The organism is Archangium violaceum (genome assembly GCF_016887565.1).
Taxonomy (GTDB): Bacteria; Myxococcota; Myxococcia; order Myxococcales; family Myxococcaceae; genus Archangium; species Archangium violaceum_B.
This window is the reverse complement of sequence record NZ_CP069396.1, coordinates 10,237,980-10,253,514: the sequence shown is the minus strand read 5'-3', so window position 1 is coordinate 10,253,514 and position 15,535 is coordinate 10,237,980. Positions and strand designations below refer to the sequence as shown.

General features: G+C 69.6%; 9 protein-coding genes. 7 read left to right on the top strand and 2 right to left on the bottom strand.

Features of this window, described 5'->3' with window-relative positions; genetic code table 11:
• Positions 1-42 precede the first annotated feature (42 nt).
• From JRI60_RS40870 to JRI60_RS40845, 6 genes are all read left to right on the top strand, one after another.
• Complete coding sequence (locus JRI60_RS40870; RefSeq protein WP_204221433.1) at positions 43-3,297, top strand: TonB-dependent receptor; 3,255 nt, start codon at positions 43-45, stop codon at positions 3,295-3,297.
• A gap of 23 nt (positions 3,298-3,320) precedes the next feature.
• Positions 3,321-4,055 carry a hypothetical protein gene (locus JRI60_RS40865; protein ID WP_204221431.1) on the top strand — a complete coding sequence of 245 codons (735 nt, stop codon included), beginning with the start codon at positions 3,321-3,323 and terminating at the stop codon, positions 4,053-4,055.
• Between the two features lie 88 nt (positions 4,056-4,143).
• Positions 4,144-6,465 carry a Tex family protein gene (locus JRI60_RS40860; protein ID WP_204221429.1) on the top strand — a complete coding sequence of 774 codons (2,322 nt, stop codon included), beginning with the start codon at positions 4,144-4,146 and terminating at the stop codon, positions 6,463-6,465.
• 224 nt (positions 6,466-6,689) lie between these two features.
• A complete protein-coding gene (locus JRI60_RS40855; protein ID WP_204221427.1) occupies positions 6,690-8,102 on the top strand; it encodes a sensor histidine kinase in 1,413 nt (470 codons plus the stop codon).
• Positions 8,103-8,164: 62 nt separating this feature from the next.
• On the top strand, positions 8,165-9,739 hold the full coding sequence (locus JRI60_RS40850) for a hybrid sensor histidine kinase/response regulator (protein WP_204221426.1): 1,575 nt from the start codon (positions 8,165-8,167) through the stop codon (positions 9,737-9,739).
• 47 nt (positions 9,740-9,786) lie between these two features.
• Positions 9,787-10,782, top strand: coding sequence for an aldo/keto reductase family protein (locus JRI60_RS40845; RefSeq protein WP_204221424.1), 996 nt, complete (start codon positions 9,787-9,789; stop codon positions 10,780-10,782).
• A 118-nt stretch (positions 10,783-10,900) separates the two neighbouring features.
• Here JRI60_RS40845 and JRI60_RS40840 read toward each other — a convergent pair whose 3' ends face one another.
• Together JRI60_RS40840 and JRI60_RS40835 are read right to left on the bottom strand one after the other, a co-directional pair.
• Complete coding sequence (locus JRI60_RS40840) at positions 10,901-12,055, bottom strand: hypothetical protein (protein WP_204221422.1); 1,155 nt, start codon at positions 12,053-12,055, stop codon at positions 10,901-10,903.
• Positions 12,052-13,881 (bottom strand): HSP90 family protein, encoded by a 1,830-nt coding sequence (locus tag JRI60_RS40835; RefSeq protein ID WP_204221421.1) that lies wholly within the window; start codon positions 13,879-13,881, stop codon positions 12,052-12,054. Before JRI60_RS40835 ends, JRI60_RS40840 begins: the two co-directional genes overlap by 4 nt.
• A gap of 265 nt (positions 13,882-14,146) precedes the next feature.
• Here JRI60_RS40835 and JRI60_RS40830 point away from each other — a divergent pair, with 265 nt between their 5' ends.
• Positions 14,147-15,529, top strand: a complete 1,383-nt coding sequence (locus JRI60_RS40830) for an LETM1 domain-containing protein (protein ID WP_204221420.1) — start codon at positions 14,147-14,149, stop codon at positions 15,527-15,529.
• The last annotated feature ends 6 nt before the right edge of the window (positions 15,530-15,535 follow it).

The window sequence follows — 15,535 nt, the reverse complement described above, 5'->3', positions numbered from 1 at the left end:
GTGGCAAAGGTAGACCTGACTTCCTAGGAGGGGGCGTCACCTTTGCTTTCACACGTTCGACTCGCTCGCGGCTTGTGTGTCCTGCTGTTGCTGTTCGGGGCCAGCGCCTGGGCCCAGGGCACCGCGGTCATCACCGGAAAGATCGTCAACACCGCCGACAAGAAGCCGCTGCAGGACGCGGTGGTGACGGCCACTTCCCCCAGCCTCCAGGGCGAGCAGACCGTGCTCACGGACGCCAGCGGCCTGTACCGCATTCCCCAGCTGCCGCCGGGCCTCTACACCCTCCGGGTGGAGCACGAGGGGTTCCGTCCCTATTCGCGCGACGGCATCCAGCTGCTCATCGACCGCACCATCCGCTTCAACGTGGAGTTGCTGCCGGAGGAGGGCCTGAGTGAGGAGGTGGTCGTCACGGCCACCGCGCCCACCATCGACGTGGGCTCGAGCGCGTCGGGCATGAGCGTGGACTCCAACCTGCTGCGCAACCTGGCGGTGAGCCGCCCGGGCTCGAAGGGCTCGGCGGCGCGCTCCTTCGAGTCCCTGGCCGAGATGGCCCCCGGCGCGCAGGACGACCAGTACGGCGTGAGCATCAGTGGCGGCACGTCGCCCGAGAACCAGTTCGTGGTGGATGGCCTGTCGGTGAATGACCCGGCGGTGGGCACCATCGGCACGCCGCTCTCGGTGGAGTTCGTCAAGGAGGTCAACATCATCACGGGTGGCTACATGCCCGAGTACGGTCGCTCCACGGGCGGCGTGATGAACGTGGTGACCAAGTCCGGCTCCAACGAGTTCCACGGCTCGCTCTTCGGCAACGTGGCCCCGGGCTTCCTGCAGACGGGGGCCCCCGAGATTGCTCAGGCGGGCAGCGTCATCTCCGCCCAGGGGACACCCTGGAACCAGGGAGACTTCGGCTTCGAGCTGGGTGGCCCCATCGTGAAGGACAAGCTGTGGTTCTACGCGGGCGTGGCCCCCTCGTTCACCCGCATCCTGGTGGAGCGTCAGCTCAGCACCCTGGACATCTGCACCGCGGTGGACAAGGCGAACGGCTGCGATCGGATCGGCGAGCCGCGCAAGGACCCGGCCACCACCCTGCAGGTCGCCACGCCCATCGAGGGCACGCGGACGGCGCGCTTCGCGGACGAGCGGACCGTCCAGTACATCGGCAAGCTCACCTACCTCTTCAACCCGGACCACACCTTGTCTCTGTCGGTGTATGGCACGCCGACCCGCTCGGGTGGAGCGGGCCGCTACTCCTTCAGCCGCGACGGGGCGCCGGAGGTGTGCAGCGGGCTGTCCTGCACCGCGTACGTCCAGGGCGCCTATGACTCCATCGCCACCCGCCGCACGAGCGGCGCGCTGGACGTGGTGGCCAAGCAGACCTCCTCCTTCTTCAACAAGACGCTGCTGCTCGATGCAACGGTCGGTTGGCACCACCAGGATGCCTCCATCCTTCCCTCGGATGGCTCGGGGCTCTCCAGCGGGTACGGACTCTCCGCGACGCCCAACGTGACGTGGCGGCGCTCGCGCAGCGTGGCGAACAGCGGGACGACGACGCGCGACTGGCACAGCATCACCGAGTACGAGCAGCTCCCGGACCCTTCCGTCTGTGATTCTCCCGAGGGGCTGCCCGCGGGGGTGAGCGCCACCCGCTGCCCGGTCACCTCGTACACGACGGGCGGACCCGGCACCATCAGCGTCTCGAAGCTGGACCGCTATCAGGGCAAGGTGTTGGGCACCTATCTGCTCGAGGCGCTCGGCCACCACGTCATCAAGGCCGGCTTCGACGCCGAGGGCGCCAGCTTCTTCAACGACCGTGCGCGCACCGGTCTGACTCCCTGGCGCGAGTGCACCAGTGGCACGTGCTTCGAGAGCCGCACCCAGTACGGCTACCTCGAGGCGCCGGACCAGCCCGTGTTCCTGGCCAGCAAGGCGGGCACCTCCACCTCGCTGACGGTCGGCGGCTTCGTCCAGGACAGCTGGTCCATTCTCGACAAGGTGTCGGTCAACGCGGGCGTGCGTTACGACGCGCAGACCATCTGGGGCCTGGACGGCAAGGTGGGCCTGCACCTGCCCAACCAGTGGTCGCCCCGCGTCGGCGTCATCTACGACTTCACCCAGCAGGGGCGCTCCAAGCTCTACGCCAACTACGCGCGCTTCTACGAGAACGTCCCGCTCGACATGGCGGACCTGTCGTTCCCCCAGCAGCAGCTCCTGTCGACCTTCTACAACTCGCCCCGGTGCGACCCCAGGGATGCCGCGGATCTCGCGCCCGGTGGGGACTGCAACAGCGCTGGCAATCAGCAGGTCAGCGGCAGCCCCTCGAGCTCCAGCCAGCGGTGGATCTCCGAGGGCGGTGATCGCGTGCCGGTGGATCCGAAGATCCGCGCCCAGTCCAGCGATGAGTTCGTCGTGGGCGGCGAATACGAGCTGCTGCTCGGGCGCGTGGGCCTGTCGTACACGCGGCGCTACCTCAACGACGTCATCGAGGACATGAGCCGCGACGACGGCACCACCTTCTTCCTGGGCAACCCGGGCAAGGGCTACTCGGAGGACTTCCCGGAAGCGCGCCGCGACTACGACGCGGTGAGCCTCTACTACAACAAGGCCTTCTCCAATCAGTGGCTGGCCCAGGTCAGCTACACGTGGTCGTCGCTGCGCGGCAACTACTCGGGTCTGTTCCGGGCGGACACCGGTCAGATCTCCCCCAACCTGACGCGCGACTTCGACCTGCTGTCGCTCACCGTCAACCGCGACGGCCCGCTGCCCGGCGACCGCACGCACTCCTTCAAGGCCTTTGGCGCCAGGGAGTTCCAGCTCGGCAAGCAGATGAGCATCAACGTGGGTGGCGGCTACCGGGCCCGCTCGGGCGCGCCGCTCAACTACCTGGGCTATCACCCGCGGCGCAGCGGCTCGGAGACGTTCATCCTGCCGCGTGGCAGCGCGGGCCGGCTGCCCTGGGTGCACAACGTGGACGCGCACCTGGGCCTCAACCGGAAGCTGTCCGGCGACTACATGCTCAGCCTCACCCTGGACGCGTTCAACGTCTTCAACTTCCAGCAGGTGACGGCCGTGGATCAGACCTTCACCTTCACCCAGGTGCACCCCATCGAGAATGGTGGCTCGCCGGACGACGTGGAGGGCTGCCGGGACGATGGCGGCAGGTGCCGCGTCTACGTGAGCTCCTCGCCGCTGGACAACCCCACGGCCATCACGCCGAGCGAGGTCAACCCCAACTTCAAGAAGCCGATCGCGTACCAGACGCCTCGGTCCATCCGCTTCGGCGTGAAGCTGAGCTTCTAGTGCTCGCACCCGGGAGAGACTCCATGAATCTTCGATCGATTGGATTGAGCACGGGCGCGGTGCTGTCCGCCTTCACCCTGGGCGCCTGTGGTGCCTATCAGCAGGATCCGCAGTGCGTGGTGGCCAAGGGGTCGTTCATCACCGTCTACACGCCCAAGCCTGGGCAGGACACGAGCCAGGCGTGCGCCCAGCTCAAGCCGGCGGTGGTGGGCCTGGAGAAGTACTTCAGCGAGGACCCCAGTGCCCGGGACACGGTGGCCATTCGCACCCAGCGCATGGGCGACGAGCTGGCGCACAAGGACACCCAGGTGGATCCGGACGCGCCCAGACAGCCGAACTCCGTGGGCGAGCTGACCACGGACGCTCCGGGGTCGGACAACTTCTGCGAGGTGCCCTCGCTCGGCACGGCGCGTCTGGAGTCGCGCTACAGCGGCATCAGCAAGGCGCCGCTCAGCCTCGTCTACGAGTGGTCCAACCTGCGCATCTACAACACGCCGGGCATTCCGGGCACGCAGTTCACCGCGGAGCTGCGCTACACCGAGAATGGCTGCACCGCCGACTACACGGTGAAGGGCATCTGGCCCGTGGTGTCGTGTGCCACCAACGGCCAGCCCGATGAGACGAAGTGCGACCCGAAGCCGAACCCGGCGGCGGGCCGCAACCGCGGCTCGGGCATCAACCCCGTCTTCCCGGTGAAGTGCGACCCGGACGTGAAGATCTGCGTACTGACGGGCGAGGTGCCCTCGGACAAGCCGTGAACCTCCGGGGGCCGGCGGACAGGCTGCCGCTGGCCCCCCTTCCACCCACTCGCAATCTTGTGTGGGGTGGTGTAGGGTGTGTGTCGCCATGCACGCCTACGCCGTCGAGCTGTCGAAGGAACTGGGGCTCAAGCCCGAGCAGGTGGACCGGACCCTGGCCCTGAGTGAGGAGGGGGCGACCGTCCCCTTCATCGCCCGCTACCGCAAGGAGGCCACCGGCGGCCTCGACGAGGTGCAGATCCAGACCATCCTGGACCGTGCCACCGAGCGCGCCGAGCTCGATTCACGCCGGGAGACCATCCTCCGCACCATCGAGGGGCAGGGGAAGCTCACCCCGGAGCTGGCCCAGGCGCTCCAGCGCGCGAAGACGCGCACCGAGCTGGAGGACCTCTACCTCCCCTACAAGCCCAAGCGCCGCACCCGCGCCGCCATCGCCCGCGAGCGTGGCCTGGAGCCGCTCGCCGATCTGCTCTGGAAGCAGGAGGCGGGGAAGAAGGACGACGTCTCAGCCCGCGCGCGCTCGTTCGTCAATCCGGACAAGGAAGTGCCGGACCTGGAGACCGCGCTCGCCGGGGCGCGCGACATCTGCGCCGAGCGCGTCGCCGAGGACGCGGGCCTGCGCCGCTCGGCCCGGGAGCTGTGCGTGCAGAAGGGCCGCCTGCGCTCGGCCGTCGTCGCGAAGAAGAAGGACGAGGCCACCAAGTTCGACAACTACGCCGACCACGAGGAGGACCTGTCCAAGGCGCCCTCGCACCGCATCCTCGCGCTGCTGCGCGGCGAGTCCGAGGAGGTGCTGCGCATCCAGCTGGCCCTCCCGGATGACGAGGTGAAGGGCACGCTCGCCTCGCGCGTCGTGACGAAGCCCCAGTCCCCGTTCGCCCCCGAGCTGCGCGCCGCCGTGGAGGACTCGTGGGATCGGCTCATGGGCCCCTCGCTGGAGTCCGAGCTGCGCAACGAGCTCAAGGAGCGCGCGGACCGGGAGGCCATCGTCGTCTTCGGCCAGAACCTGCGCCACCTGCTGCTCAGCGCGCCCGCGGGAGGCCGTCCCGTGCTGGCGCTGGACCCCGGCCTGCGCACCGGCGTCAAGGCCGCCATGCTCGACGGCACCGGCAAGCTGGTGGACACCGCCACGCTCTATACGGAGAAGAGCGGGAGCGAGCGCGCCGCCGCCGCCAAGCAGTGCGGGGCCATCATCCTCAAGCACAAGCCCGAGCTGATCGCCGTGGGCAACGGCACTGGCAGCCGCGAGGCGGAGACCTTCGTGCGCGAGGTGCTCAAGGCGCTCGGCTCGCAGGTGCCCGTGGTGTCCGTGAGCGAGCAGGGCGCCTCCATCTACTCGGCCTCCGAGGTGGCCCGCGAGGAGTTCCCCGACCTGGACGTGTCGCTGCGCGGCGCCGTGTCCATCGGCCGCCGGCTGCAGGACCCGCTGGCCGAGCTGGTGAAGATCGACCCCAAGAGCATCGGCGTGGGCCAGTACCAGCACGACGTGGACCAGGGCCTGCTCAAGAAGAAGCTGGGCGAGGTGGTGGACTCGTGCGTCAACGCGGTGGGCGTGGACGTCAACACCGCGTCGCCGCAGCTGCTGGAGCACGTGTCCGGCATCGGCCCCACGCTGGCCAAGAAGATCGTCTCGCACCGCGCGTCCAAGGGCCGCTTCACCACGCGTCGTGAAATCCTGAAGGTCAGTGGGCTGGGCCCGAAGACGTTCGAGCAGGCGGCGGGCTTCCTGCGCGTGCACGGCCCCGAGCCGCTCGACGCCAGCGCCGTGCACCCCGAGCGCTACGGCGTCGTGGAGCGCATGGCGAAGGACCTGGGCGTCGACGTGAAGCAGCTGGTGGGCAACAGCGCGCTGGTGCGGAAGATCGACCCGAAGCGCTACCTGGGGCCGGACCTGGGAGAGATGACGCTCAAGGACATCCTCGCCGAGCTGGAGAAGCCCAGCCGCGACCCGCGTGGCGACTTCACCGCGCCCTCCTACCGGGAGGATCTGCAGAAGCTGGAGGACGTGAAGGAGGGGATGGTGCTCCAGGGCGTCGTCACCAACGTCACCGCCTTCGGGGCCTTCGTCGACGTGGGGGTACACCAGGACGGGCTCGTCCACGTGTCCCAGCTCTCCACCCGCTTCGTGAAGGACCCGGGCGAGGTGGTGAAGGTGGGTGATCGGCTGACCGTGAAGGTGCTGAGCGTGGACCTGGCGCGCAAGCGACTCGCGCTGTCCGTGCGCGCCGTCACCGAGGGCTCCCCGGCCGCCCCCTCCGTTGGGGCCCCACGCTCCTCGGGGAGCGAGGCCCGCCCGGCGGGTGGGTCGCCGCGCCCCCCAGCGGGAAAGCAGGCGGGCGGAAAGGCTCCGGCCCCGCAGAAGCCCTCGGCCGAGCCCTTCAACAACCCGTTCCGCAATCTCAAGCGCTGAGAGTAAAACCTACCCTCTGGGGTGCCGGGCGCGGTCCCCCGGCACCCGTGACGATTTCAGGGTGGGTCTCGCCTCCGACCCGGGCTCGTATATCCTGAGCTGACGGGATTTCCGGGGGCGGTCATGGAACGACGGGTGCCAGGAGAGCTCGGCCTCGCGCTGCTGTGCGGCGTGGCCGTGGCACAGGAGAAGACGCCCGGGTGGCCGAGCCGTGAGGCGACTCCGTGAACGTCCTCCGGCGCTTCCAGGGCAAGCATGTCCTCGTCTTCATCCTGATCGACGTGGTCCTGGTGGGCTGCTTGATGGCCACCGTGTCCAGCAGCGGCGGCAGGGTGCTGGTCCTCCTGCTGGCGCTGCTGCTCATCTGGCGCGCCCGGCTCATGCTGCGCCCGCTGCAACGGCTTCAGGCCACCATGCGGCGCATCATCGACAGTGGGGACCTGAGCCAGCGCATCCCGGGCCAATCGCGGGACGAGCTGGACGCCATCGCGGGCACCTTCAACCTGATGCTCGAGCAGCTCGAGGAGCACACCGTCGAGCTGGAGCGCTCGCGCGACCATCTCTCCCTGCTGGCGCAGATCACCTCCACGTCTCCCAATGCCATCATCATGGTGGGCGGGGAGGGGTGGATCCACGTCTGGAACTCAGCGGCGGAGAAGCTCTTCGGGTGGCCACGGCTGGAAATGCTGGGGGCGCCCTTCCTGGAAAGGGTGGTTCCCGAGGAGGAGCGCGAGCTGTTCTCCGCGCTCCTCGCCCGCGCCAGTGACAACGAACCGGTGGAGGTGGAGCTGTCGCTCGTCACGGCGAAGGCGGGCACGATTCCGGTGCAGGTCACCTTGTCGCGCATCCTCGACGCGATGGGGCAGGTGCAGGGACATGTCTGCATCGTGAGAGATTTGCGCGAGTACACGCGGCTGCGCGAGTCGCTGGTGCAGTCGGAGAAGATGGCGGCGGTGGGCACGCTGGTGGCGGGCCTCTCGCACGAGCTCAACAACCCGCTCGGCATCATCCTCGGATTCGCGCAGGGGCTGTTGAGGAAGCCCTCCCAGGACGAGGCATCGCGCATGGCGCTGCTGTCCATCGAGAAGCAGACGCAGCGCTGCGCCCAGCTGGTGCGGACGCTCCTGGACTACTCCCGCAGGAGCAGCCCGGCGCGCGAGCGCATCGAGGTGGGACCCCTGCTGGAGCGTGTGTGTGAGCTGGCCATGGGGCAGGCCCGGCACGGCGAGGTGAGTCTGGGGATCGTCTCCTCGCCAGCGAGCCTGCCCGAGCTGGAGGGCCGTGTGGCGGAGCTCGAGTCCGCGCTGTTGAACGTGGTGGGCAACGGGCTGGATGCGACGCCGCCGGGGGGCCGCGTGTCCATCGAGGCGCGCGTCTCGCCGGGGCGTGACGGGGTGGAGCTGGCGGTGAGGGACACCGGGAGGGGGATTGCCCCGGACGTGCTCCAGCGCATCTTCGATCCCTTCTTCACCACCAAGCCGGTCGGGCAGGGGACGGGCCTGGGCCTGTCCATCACCCGCAGCATCATCGAGTCGCACGGAGGCCACATCGACGTGGAGACGGTGCTCGGCGCCGGGACCACGGTGCGTCTGTGGCTCCCCGCGGCGCTGGTGCACCACACGGAGGTCTCCGCGTGAACCCGCGCCCTTCCAACGGAACCCCCGCCGTCCTCACCCCCTCGCCGACCCGGAGCTCCCCCATGCCTGAGCAGATCCTCGTCGTGGACGATGAACGGGATATGCGCCTGCTCCTCCGGTACCAGCTGGAGCAGGAGGGGTACGCCATCAGCGAGGCGTCCGACGGCAAGGCGGCCCTGCGCGTGCTGCGCGAGTGTTCACCCGGCCTGGTCATCACCGACGTGCGGATGCCCTTCATGAGCGGGCTCGAGCTGCTGCACGAGGTGAAGCAGGCCCTGCCGGCCACCGAGGTCATCGTCGCCACCGGCTATGCCGAGGTGGAGACCGCGATCGAATGCATGAGGGCCGGTGCGTTCGATCTCATCCGCAAGCCGTTCGACATCCACGAGATGTATTCGTGCGTGGCGCGCGCGCTCGACCGCTACCGGCTCAACGTCTCGACGGATCTGGTGCGGGCCAGCCAGGCCTTCTTCTCGACGAACGAGCTGGAGCGGCTTCCCCAGGCCATCGTGGAGGGGAGCCAGTCGCTGCTGGCCGCGGACGCGGTGGTGCTGCTGATGCTGGATGTGCAGGGGCGGTTGCAGGTGGCGCACGAGCGGGGCGTGGCCTCCGAGGCCGAGGGCTACCTGCTGCGCGAGCTGGGGGAGAAGGTCGTGCAAGCGCTGTCCATCGATCGGACCCCGGCGCTCGTGGCTCCGGGCCTGGAGGATCGGCGGCTCGGCCCCAACCGGGAGCTGGGGCTGGGGATGGGGGCATCACTCATCCTCTATCCCCTGGCGGTGGGCGAGCGGGTGCTCGGGGTGCTGGGCCTGCTGCGCAGGGAGAGCGCGCGCATGTTCGGCAAGAAGGACCTGGATCGCACGGCGGTGCTCTCCAGCCATATCGTGCTGGCGCTGGAGAACGGGCGCCTGGCGTGCCAGCTCGCGGCATCCGAACGGTTGGCGACCCTGGGGCAGGTGGCGGCGGGGATCGGGCATGAGATCAACAACCCGGCGGCCTACGTGCTCAGCAACCTCGGCTTCATCCGGGACCAGCTGGCGGCGCTGCGCCGGGGGGCCCAGGTGGACCTGGACGAGCTGGAGCAGGCGGTGCTGGACGCGCGCGAGGGCGCCCACCGGATCAGCGACATCGTGCGGGACATGCGCTCGCTGGCGCGCACGGATGACGAGGACGGGGGGTGGTTCGATCTCAACGAGGCCATCCGCTCGGCGCTGCGCATCGCGCGCATCGAGACGACGCAGCGGGCGGACGTCCAGGCCCAGCTGGCCGAGGGACTCCTGGTGCGGGGCAGCCCGGGGCCGGTCTCCCAGGTCTTCGTCAACCTGCTCGTCAACGCGGCGCAGGCGATCGCGGAGGGGGCGGGCAGGCGCGGGGAGATCCGCGTCACCACCCGGCGCGAGGCGGACCTGGCCGTCATCGAGGTCAGCGACACGGGGCCTGGAATCCCCTCGGAGCTCCTGCCCCGGCTCTTCCAACCCTTCTTCACCACGAAGGGCTCGACGGGGACGGGACTGGGACTGTCCATCAGTCGCAACATCGTGCGGCGGCTCGGGGGGGAGATCGCGGTGCGCAGCGTGCCGGGTGACGGGACTGTGTTCACCGTCTCGCTTCCAGCCCGTCCACTGGCGGAAGGCTGACGGGGTCGCGGTGGTGTCGGCGCCGTGGCGCGGGTTAAGTCGCGCGGATGAACTTCCGACATCTCGGTAGCAGTGGTCTCATGGTCAGCGAGATTTCCTACGGGAACTGGCTGACCCATGGCTCCCAGGTCGAGGAGGCGGCGGCGCTCGCTTGCGTCCGTGCCGCGCTCGACGAGGGCATCACCACCTTCGACACCGCGGATGTCTACGCGGGGACGCGCGCGGAGGAGGTGCTCGGCCGGGCCCTGGAGGGCCAGCGGCGCGAGGGTCTGGAGCTCTTCACCAAGGTGTACTGGCCCACGGGTCCCGGACCGAATGATCGGGGCCTGTCGCGCAAGCACATCCTGGAGTCCATCAACGGCTCGCTGCGGCGGCTGAAGACGGACTACGTGGACCTGTACCAGGCGCACCGGTACGACGTCGAGACGCCGCTCGAGGAGACGATGCAGGCCTTCGCCGACGTGGTGCGGCAGGGCAAGGCGCTCTACATCGGCGTGTCCGAGTGGACGGCGGAGCAGCTCCGCGAGGGCGTGAAGCTGGCGAGGCAGCTGGGCTTCCAGCTCATCTCCAGTCAGCCGCAGTACTCGATGCTGTGGCGGGTCATCGAGGCGGAGGTGGTACCGACCTCGAAGGAGCTGGGGGTGGGGCAGATCGTCTGGTCACCGATCGCGCAGGGGGTGCTGACGGGCAAATACAAGCCGGGACAGAAGCCGCCGGAGGGCAGCCGGGCGACGGACGAGAAGGGTTCGCGCTTCGTCCGGCGCTTCATGTCGGATGACGTGCTGACGCGGGTGCAGCAGCTCAAGCCGGTGGCGGACGGGGTGGGCCTGTCGCTGGCGCAGCTGGCGGTGGCATGGGTGCTACAGAACCCGAATGTGTCCTCGGCGATCATCGGCGCGTCACGGCCCGAGCAGGTGAAGGAGAACGTGAAGGCGGCGGGGGTGAAGTTGAGCGCGGACATGATGCGGCGCATCGACGAGATCCTCGGCCCCGTGGTGGAGCGAGATCCGTCCAAGACGGAGAGCCCCGACAAGCGGCCGTGAGCTCAACAACAATCCCCTCTCCCTCCGGGAGAGGGTCAGGGTGAGGGTACCCGTCACGGTGCTCCAACCCGTGACCTCAAGAGGGGTTCACGGGTTCAATCCGAGGTTCCCGCTACCCTCACCCCGTCCCTCTCCCGGAGGGAGAGGGGAGGATGGGGGCCTCGATGGGGAAGGGCACGACTTCCGTGCCCAGCTGTCTGGCGCGGGCGAGCAGCTTGTGGAAGCGGTCCGTCCCATTGCGAGCGTCGAACTTCGCGGCGATGCCCTCGGCCTGGGAGGCCAGCCAGCCGCGAAGCGTTCGCGTCTCGTACTCCTCCCCTGGCGAGTAAAACGTGAAGGTGCGAGGCAGCGAGAGCGTCACGCGCTCGTGCCCCTCCGCCAGGGCCTGCTCCATCAGCGCGAGCGAGGCCGTATAGAAGGTGAAGCGGTCGCGGTGGCTCGAGTGCTCCAGCGCCCACCCCACGTGGCGCGCGAAGAGCTTCAGCCCGCGCTCCACGTTGCCCGTGAGCGCCAGGAACTCCAGGTGCTCGCCGAGGGTGGCGAGGAACTCACGGTTGCGCTGAACCAGCTCATACCCGCGCAGGTGACTGTCCCGCGCCTGCTCCAGCCGTCCCAACTTGAAGAGCGGGTAGAGCACGCTGCCCAGCGTCAGGTGGGGCACCTCGGCGCACGTGCTGCGCCCTTCCAGCAGGGGCCGGGCCTTCTCCAGCGCCACGGCGTATTCGCCCCGGTCGATGTGGTGGTCCAACTCATCGTCCAGCTCGCACGCGCGGCAGTCGGTGAGGTGGTCGCGCGGCTCCTTCACCCACTGGGCCCAGAAGGACTCGGCCGCCGCGTCATCGCCCATGTCCCGAGCGGCCTGGTAGCGCAGCTTCAGCACCGCCCGCCGTCCCGCGCCCGCCTTTGCGAAGCACTGCTCCACATCATCCAGCGCGCCCTCTATCTGCTTGCGGCTGATGTGGGGGAACTCGTCGAGCCGGCCCACCACCCACTTCTGCTTCCACAGCAGGGGCTCGGGGGAGAAACGCTCCGGGTCCCGCTGCTGCTGTCCGCGGCACCATGCGAAGGCCACCAGCGCCCGGTCCGGAAAGCCTCCGAAGGTGGCCGCGTCGATGAGGGCGTCGCGCACCTCGAAGGCGAGCGGCACGTCACCGTGCGCGTCCGCCAGCCGCGCGGCCTCCTCCAGGGCCATCACCTTGGCCTCGCCCGGCTCCAGCCTCTCCGCGCGCCCGAGCAGCTTGCCGACCTGCTCGCGCCAGTCCAGCTCCGTCAATGTACTCCCCCTGAGCCTTCGTCCTCGTCCAGGCGCGCCGCGATGAGGCCGAGCAGCCCCCGGTTCAGCAGCGCCATCTCCCGCGCGTTGAGCGGGCGATGCCCCAGCAGCAGCGCCTGCACGTACAGCATCTCCACGGACAGCTTGAGCTGCGCGTCGTCCTTCACCCGGGCCAGCCGGCGCACCACCGGGTTGAGGAAGTTGAAGCACAGCTGCGGCCGCTCCTCCTCCCGGGACTCCGCCAGCGCTCCTTCCAGCATGGCGGCGTACAGCTCGTCCGTCTCCTCGCGGGCGCGCTCCGCGTCGCGCCGGAAGGCCCCATCGTCCACGTCCCCGTAGAGCGTGGGCACCTCGGGGGGGAGGAACTTCTTGAGGGTCACCTCGCAGCGGAAGGGCTCCAGGGCCTCCTCGGCCACCTGCCGGAGCCGGGCCACCGCGTCGCGCTCCTCCGGCGTCAGCTCCTCGAAGCGCTGGGGCAGCTGCGCCGCGGAGAAGAGCTCCACCTGGGTGTCCGGCAACACGCGCGGCAGCTTCTCCAGCAGCGCGGTGTCGTGCGTGTAGGCGCCATTGATGATGCACAGCCCCTGGGCCGCCGCCACGCGTGCCACCTGCCGGAAGGCATCCAGGTGGGTGACGTAGCGCACCGTGGGGAATGACTGGCGGTAGTGCTCGAGCGTCATCATCCCCAGCGTCGTCTCGAAGGGCAGCCAGTGGATGATGAGCCGGTAGAAGTCATCGTCGTCCAGCGCGAGCGCCTTCACCGACAGGCCGTGCAGGGCGATGAGGCGCTGCAGGGTGCGGGGCTCGTGCGTGGCCAGGTCCACCAGGTACTGACGCAGCGACTGACCGAGCGACTCGCGGGCACGCGCCAGCGTGGCGTCCTCGTAGAAGGACTCGCGGCTGGCGGTGGGGCGCAGGCCCTGGGCATTCACCACGCAGCGCACGAAGAAGGCCCACTCGGGGAGCAGGTTCTCCGCGCTCTCGGACAGCAGCATGTCCTTGAGGTACACGCGGTGCTTCTGCCGGGCGTTGAAGTGCGGCGAGAAGGGCAGGACGAAGGCCACGCCCTCCACCTGGCCCGCCTCCGCGCGCAGGGGGATGCAGTCCACGAACTCCACGCCGAACACCTCGCGCCCGTAGGCCAGCAGCGCCGCGCGACGCTCCGCCGCGCTCGCGTACTGGCGGCGCCAGGGCGGGAGGTCCGGGTTGAGGTGCTCGACGCGGCCGTCCACGCCGAGGTGGATGGGGAAGGGCAGCAGCCCCCCATAATGGACCGCGAGCTGGCGCACCCGCTCCGGGGTGAAGTACTCGGCGGCATCCGCCCGGGCGACGAGGAAGACCTGGGTGCCCGGCCGCTCCAGCGGGTGCTCGGACGGCCGCACGGAGTAGGTGCCGTCATGCCGGCCCCGCCACTCCATGGTGCCGCCATCCCCCCGGGCCGAGCGAGTCACCACCAGCAGCTCATCGCACACCATGAAGCAGGAGAGCAGGCCGATGCCGAACTGGCCGATGAAGTCGTTGCGGCGGGCCTCCAGCGTCTCGCGCTTGGAGCTCTCGCCGATGGTGGCCAGGAAGCGGTGCAGCTCCTCCTCCGTCAGCCCCACGCCGTCGTCGCTGAAGAGCAGGGTGGGCGGCCCACCATCCTGCTTCTCGATGAGCTCCACCCGCACCGAGCCCCGGTGGGCGGGCTCCAGGTGCTGCCGGGCGCGGATGGCGTCGGTGGCGTTCTGCAACAGCTCGCGCACGAACACGCCAGGCGTGCTGTAGAGGTGGTGGGACAGGAGGTCGATGACCCCCCTGAGGTTGACCTGGAAGCGATGGTCCACGGGCGGAGCAGCCTAGCGTATACCTCGCGACCCGTACGCCCTCGCCGGTGGGGCTGTCCACCTCGCCGTGCAGGGCCACCAGATTTGCCTCGGGACGAGTGTTCGCCCGCTGAACAAGCGGCCCACCGGGCACCGGGGGGCACCGGTGGCGGGGCCCTCGCTCCGGCCTCTCCTCCCTGTCTCCGGGGGGCACCGGTGGCGCCGGGGCGGCGAAGTAGGTTATTCCCTGCCCGCTGCCCGGGGTGTCACCTGGGGTGGAGCTCCCATGCACTTAGGCAAGGCGGGATGGCTCTCCTCGTTGCTCGAGGAGTCGGTCGCGGCCCATGGGCGCGCGCCGGGGCTCCTCGTGCCTCTGGAGCTCCCCGAGTCCCTCTCTGGGCGTGCCCGGGCCCGCGCGTACCTGCGCCGGATGCTGCGTGCCAGCGGTCTGCTGTACGGCACTCCGGCGGACGGGGTGGGCGGCCTGCCCGCCGAGGGGGCTCCCGAGGAGCTGCTCTTCCGCGCGGTGGTGCGCACCCTGGCGCGCATGGCCCTGGATATCGCCTCCCTGGCCGGTACGCCCGCGGGCCCCCGCCGCGAGCAGCTCCTGCTCCTCTTCGCCATCCTCACCGGACAGCTGGACGAGGCCCAGGCCCTCGAGGAGAAGCTGCGCCAGGGGCACGAGGTGCCCCGGCGGCTGTGGAGCAGGGTGGAGGACGCGCTGGAGCGCCGCGCCCTGTCGCTGTCGGGAGATCCGGCCTACGGGCTCGTCCTCCACAATGGGGCGCTCTACGCGGACGCGCACATGTTCGGTAGGCAGGCGCTCGACTACTTCGCCCGCCAGGGGTTGAACCGGGAGATGGCCCGGCGCCGGATCGACTTCGCCGCCCGGCAGAAGGCGCTGCTCGTGGAGGTGCTCACGGGCCTGGCGTGCGTGGATCGGCCACCCACCTACTCGGCGCGTCGCGCCATCCTCCGCCAGGTGGAGGACCTGGGACTTCCGCACGCGCTGGAGGGCGAGCTGCGTGCCGCCGTGAGGGAGTCCTTCGAGCGCCGCCACCCCCTGAAGACGGCGGTGAAGGACGTGCGCAGCGTGGACCTGCGGCGTTTCATCCTGGAGCAGACGCTGCTGGCCTCGCTGGTGGACGGCCGGCGCTCCCGGGGCGAGCGCGCCTTCATCGAGCGGCTGGCCCTGGCGCTCCGGGTGCCCGAGAGCACCGTGCACCAACTGGAGCTGGAGGTCGCCGAGTTCTACGCGAAGAACCGCTCGGTGGTGGATGTCTTCACCGTGTCCTCCGCGGCCGACGTGATGGGAGAGGACCTCGTGTCGAGCATGCAGGACACGATGGAGCGCAACTTCCACCGGCTCATGCAGGAGGTCCGGGAGACGGGCGAGCTGTACCACCTGCTCACCAAGGCGGCGCGGAGGCAGCCGCTCACCGCCGAGGAGCGCCAGCGCATGCGGGCGCAGTTGATCGACGTGGCCAAGGCGATTCCGGCGCTCGCCATCTTCGCGGCGCCAGGAGGGCTGTTGCTGCTGGTGGCCCTGGCCAAGGTGCTGCCCTTCAACCTGCTGCCCAGCGCGTTCCAGGACGAGCCCGCGCCCGCGAGCCCCGAGGAGGACGGCTCGGAGGGTGGGGACGAGCCCCCGGTGCGCGAGGTGGGCTGAAGCTCC

What these genes read in the sequence shown, in the direction of transcription:
- JRI60_RS40865 (WP_204221431.1), top strand. Translation starts at nt 3,321, where the DNA reads ATGAATCTTCGATCGATTGGATTGAGCACGGGCGCGGTGCTGTCCGCC.
- JRI60_RS40860 (WP_204221429.1), top strand. Translation starts at nt 4,144, where the DNA reads ATGCACGCCTACGCCGTCGAGCTGTCGAAGGAACTGGGGCTCAAGCCC.
- JRI60_RS40850 (WP_204221426.1), top strand. Translation starts at nt 8,165, where the DNA reads ATGCCTGAGCAGATCCTCGTCGTGGACGATGAACGGGATATGCGCCTG.
- JRI60_RS40845 (WP_204221424.1), top strand. Translation starts at nt 9,787, where the DNA reads ATGAACTTCCGACATCTCGGTAGCAGTGGTCTCATGGTCAGCGAGATT.
- JRI60_RS40830 (WP_204221420.1), top strand. Translation starts at nt 14,147, where the DNA reads ATGCACTTAGGCAAGGCGGGATGGCTCTCCTCGTTGCTCGAGGAGTCG.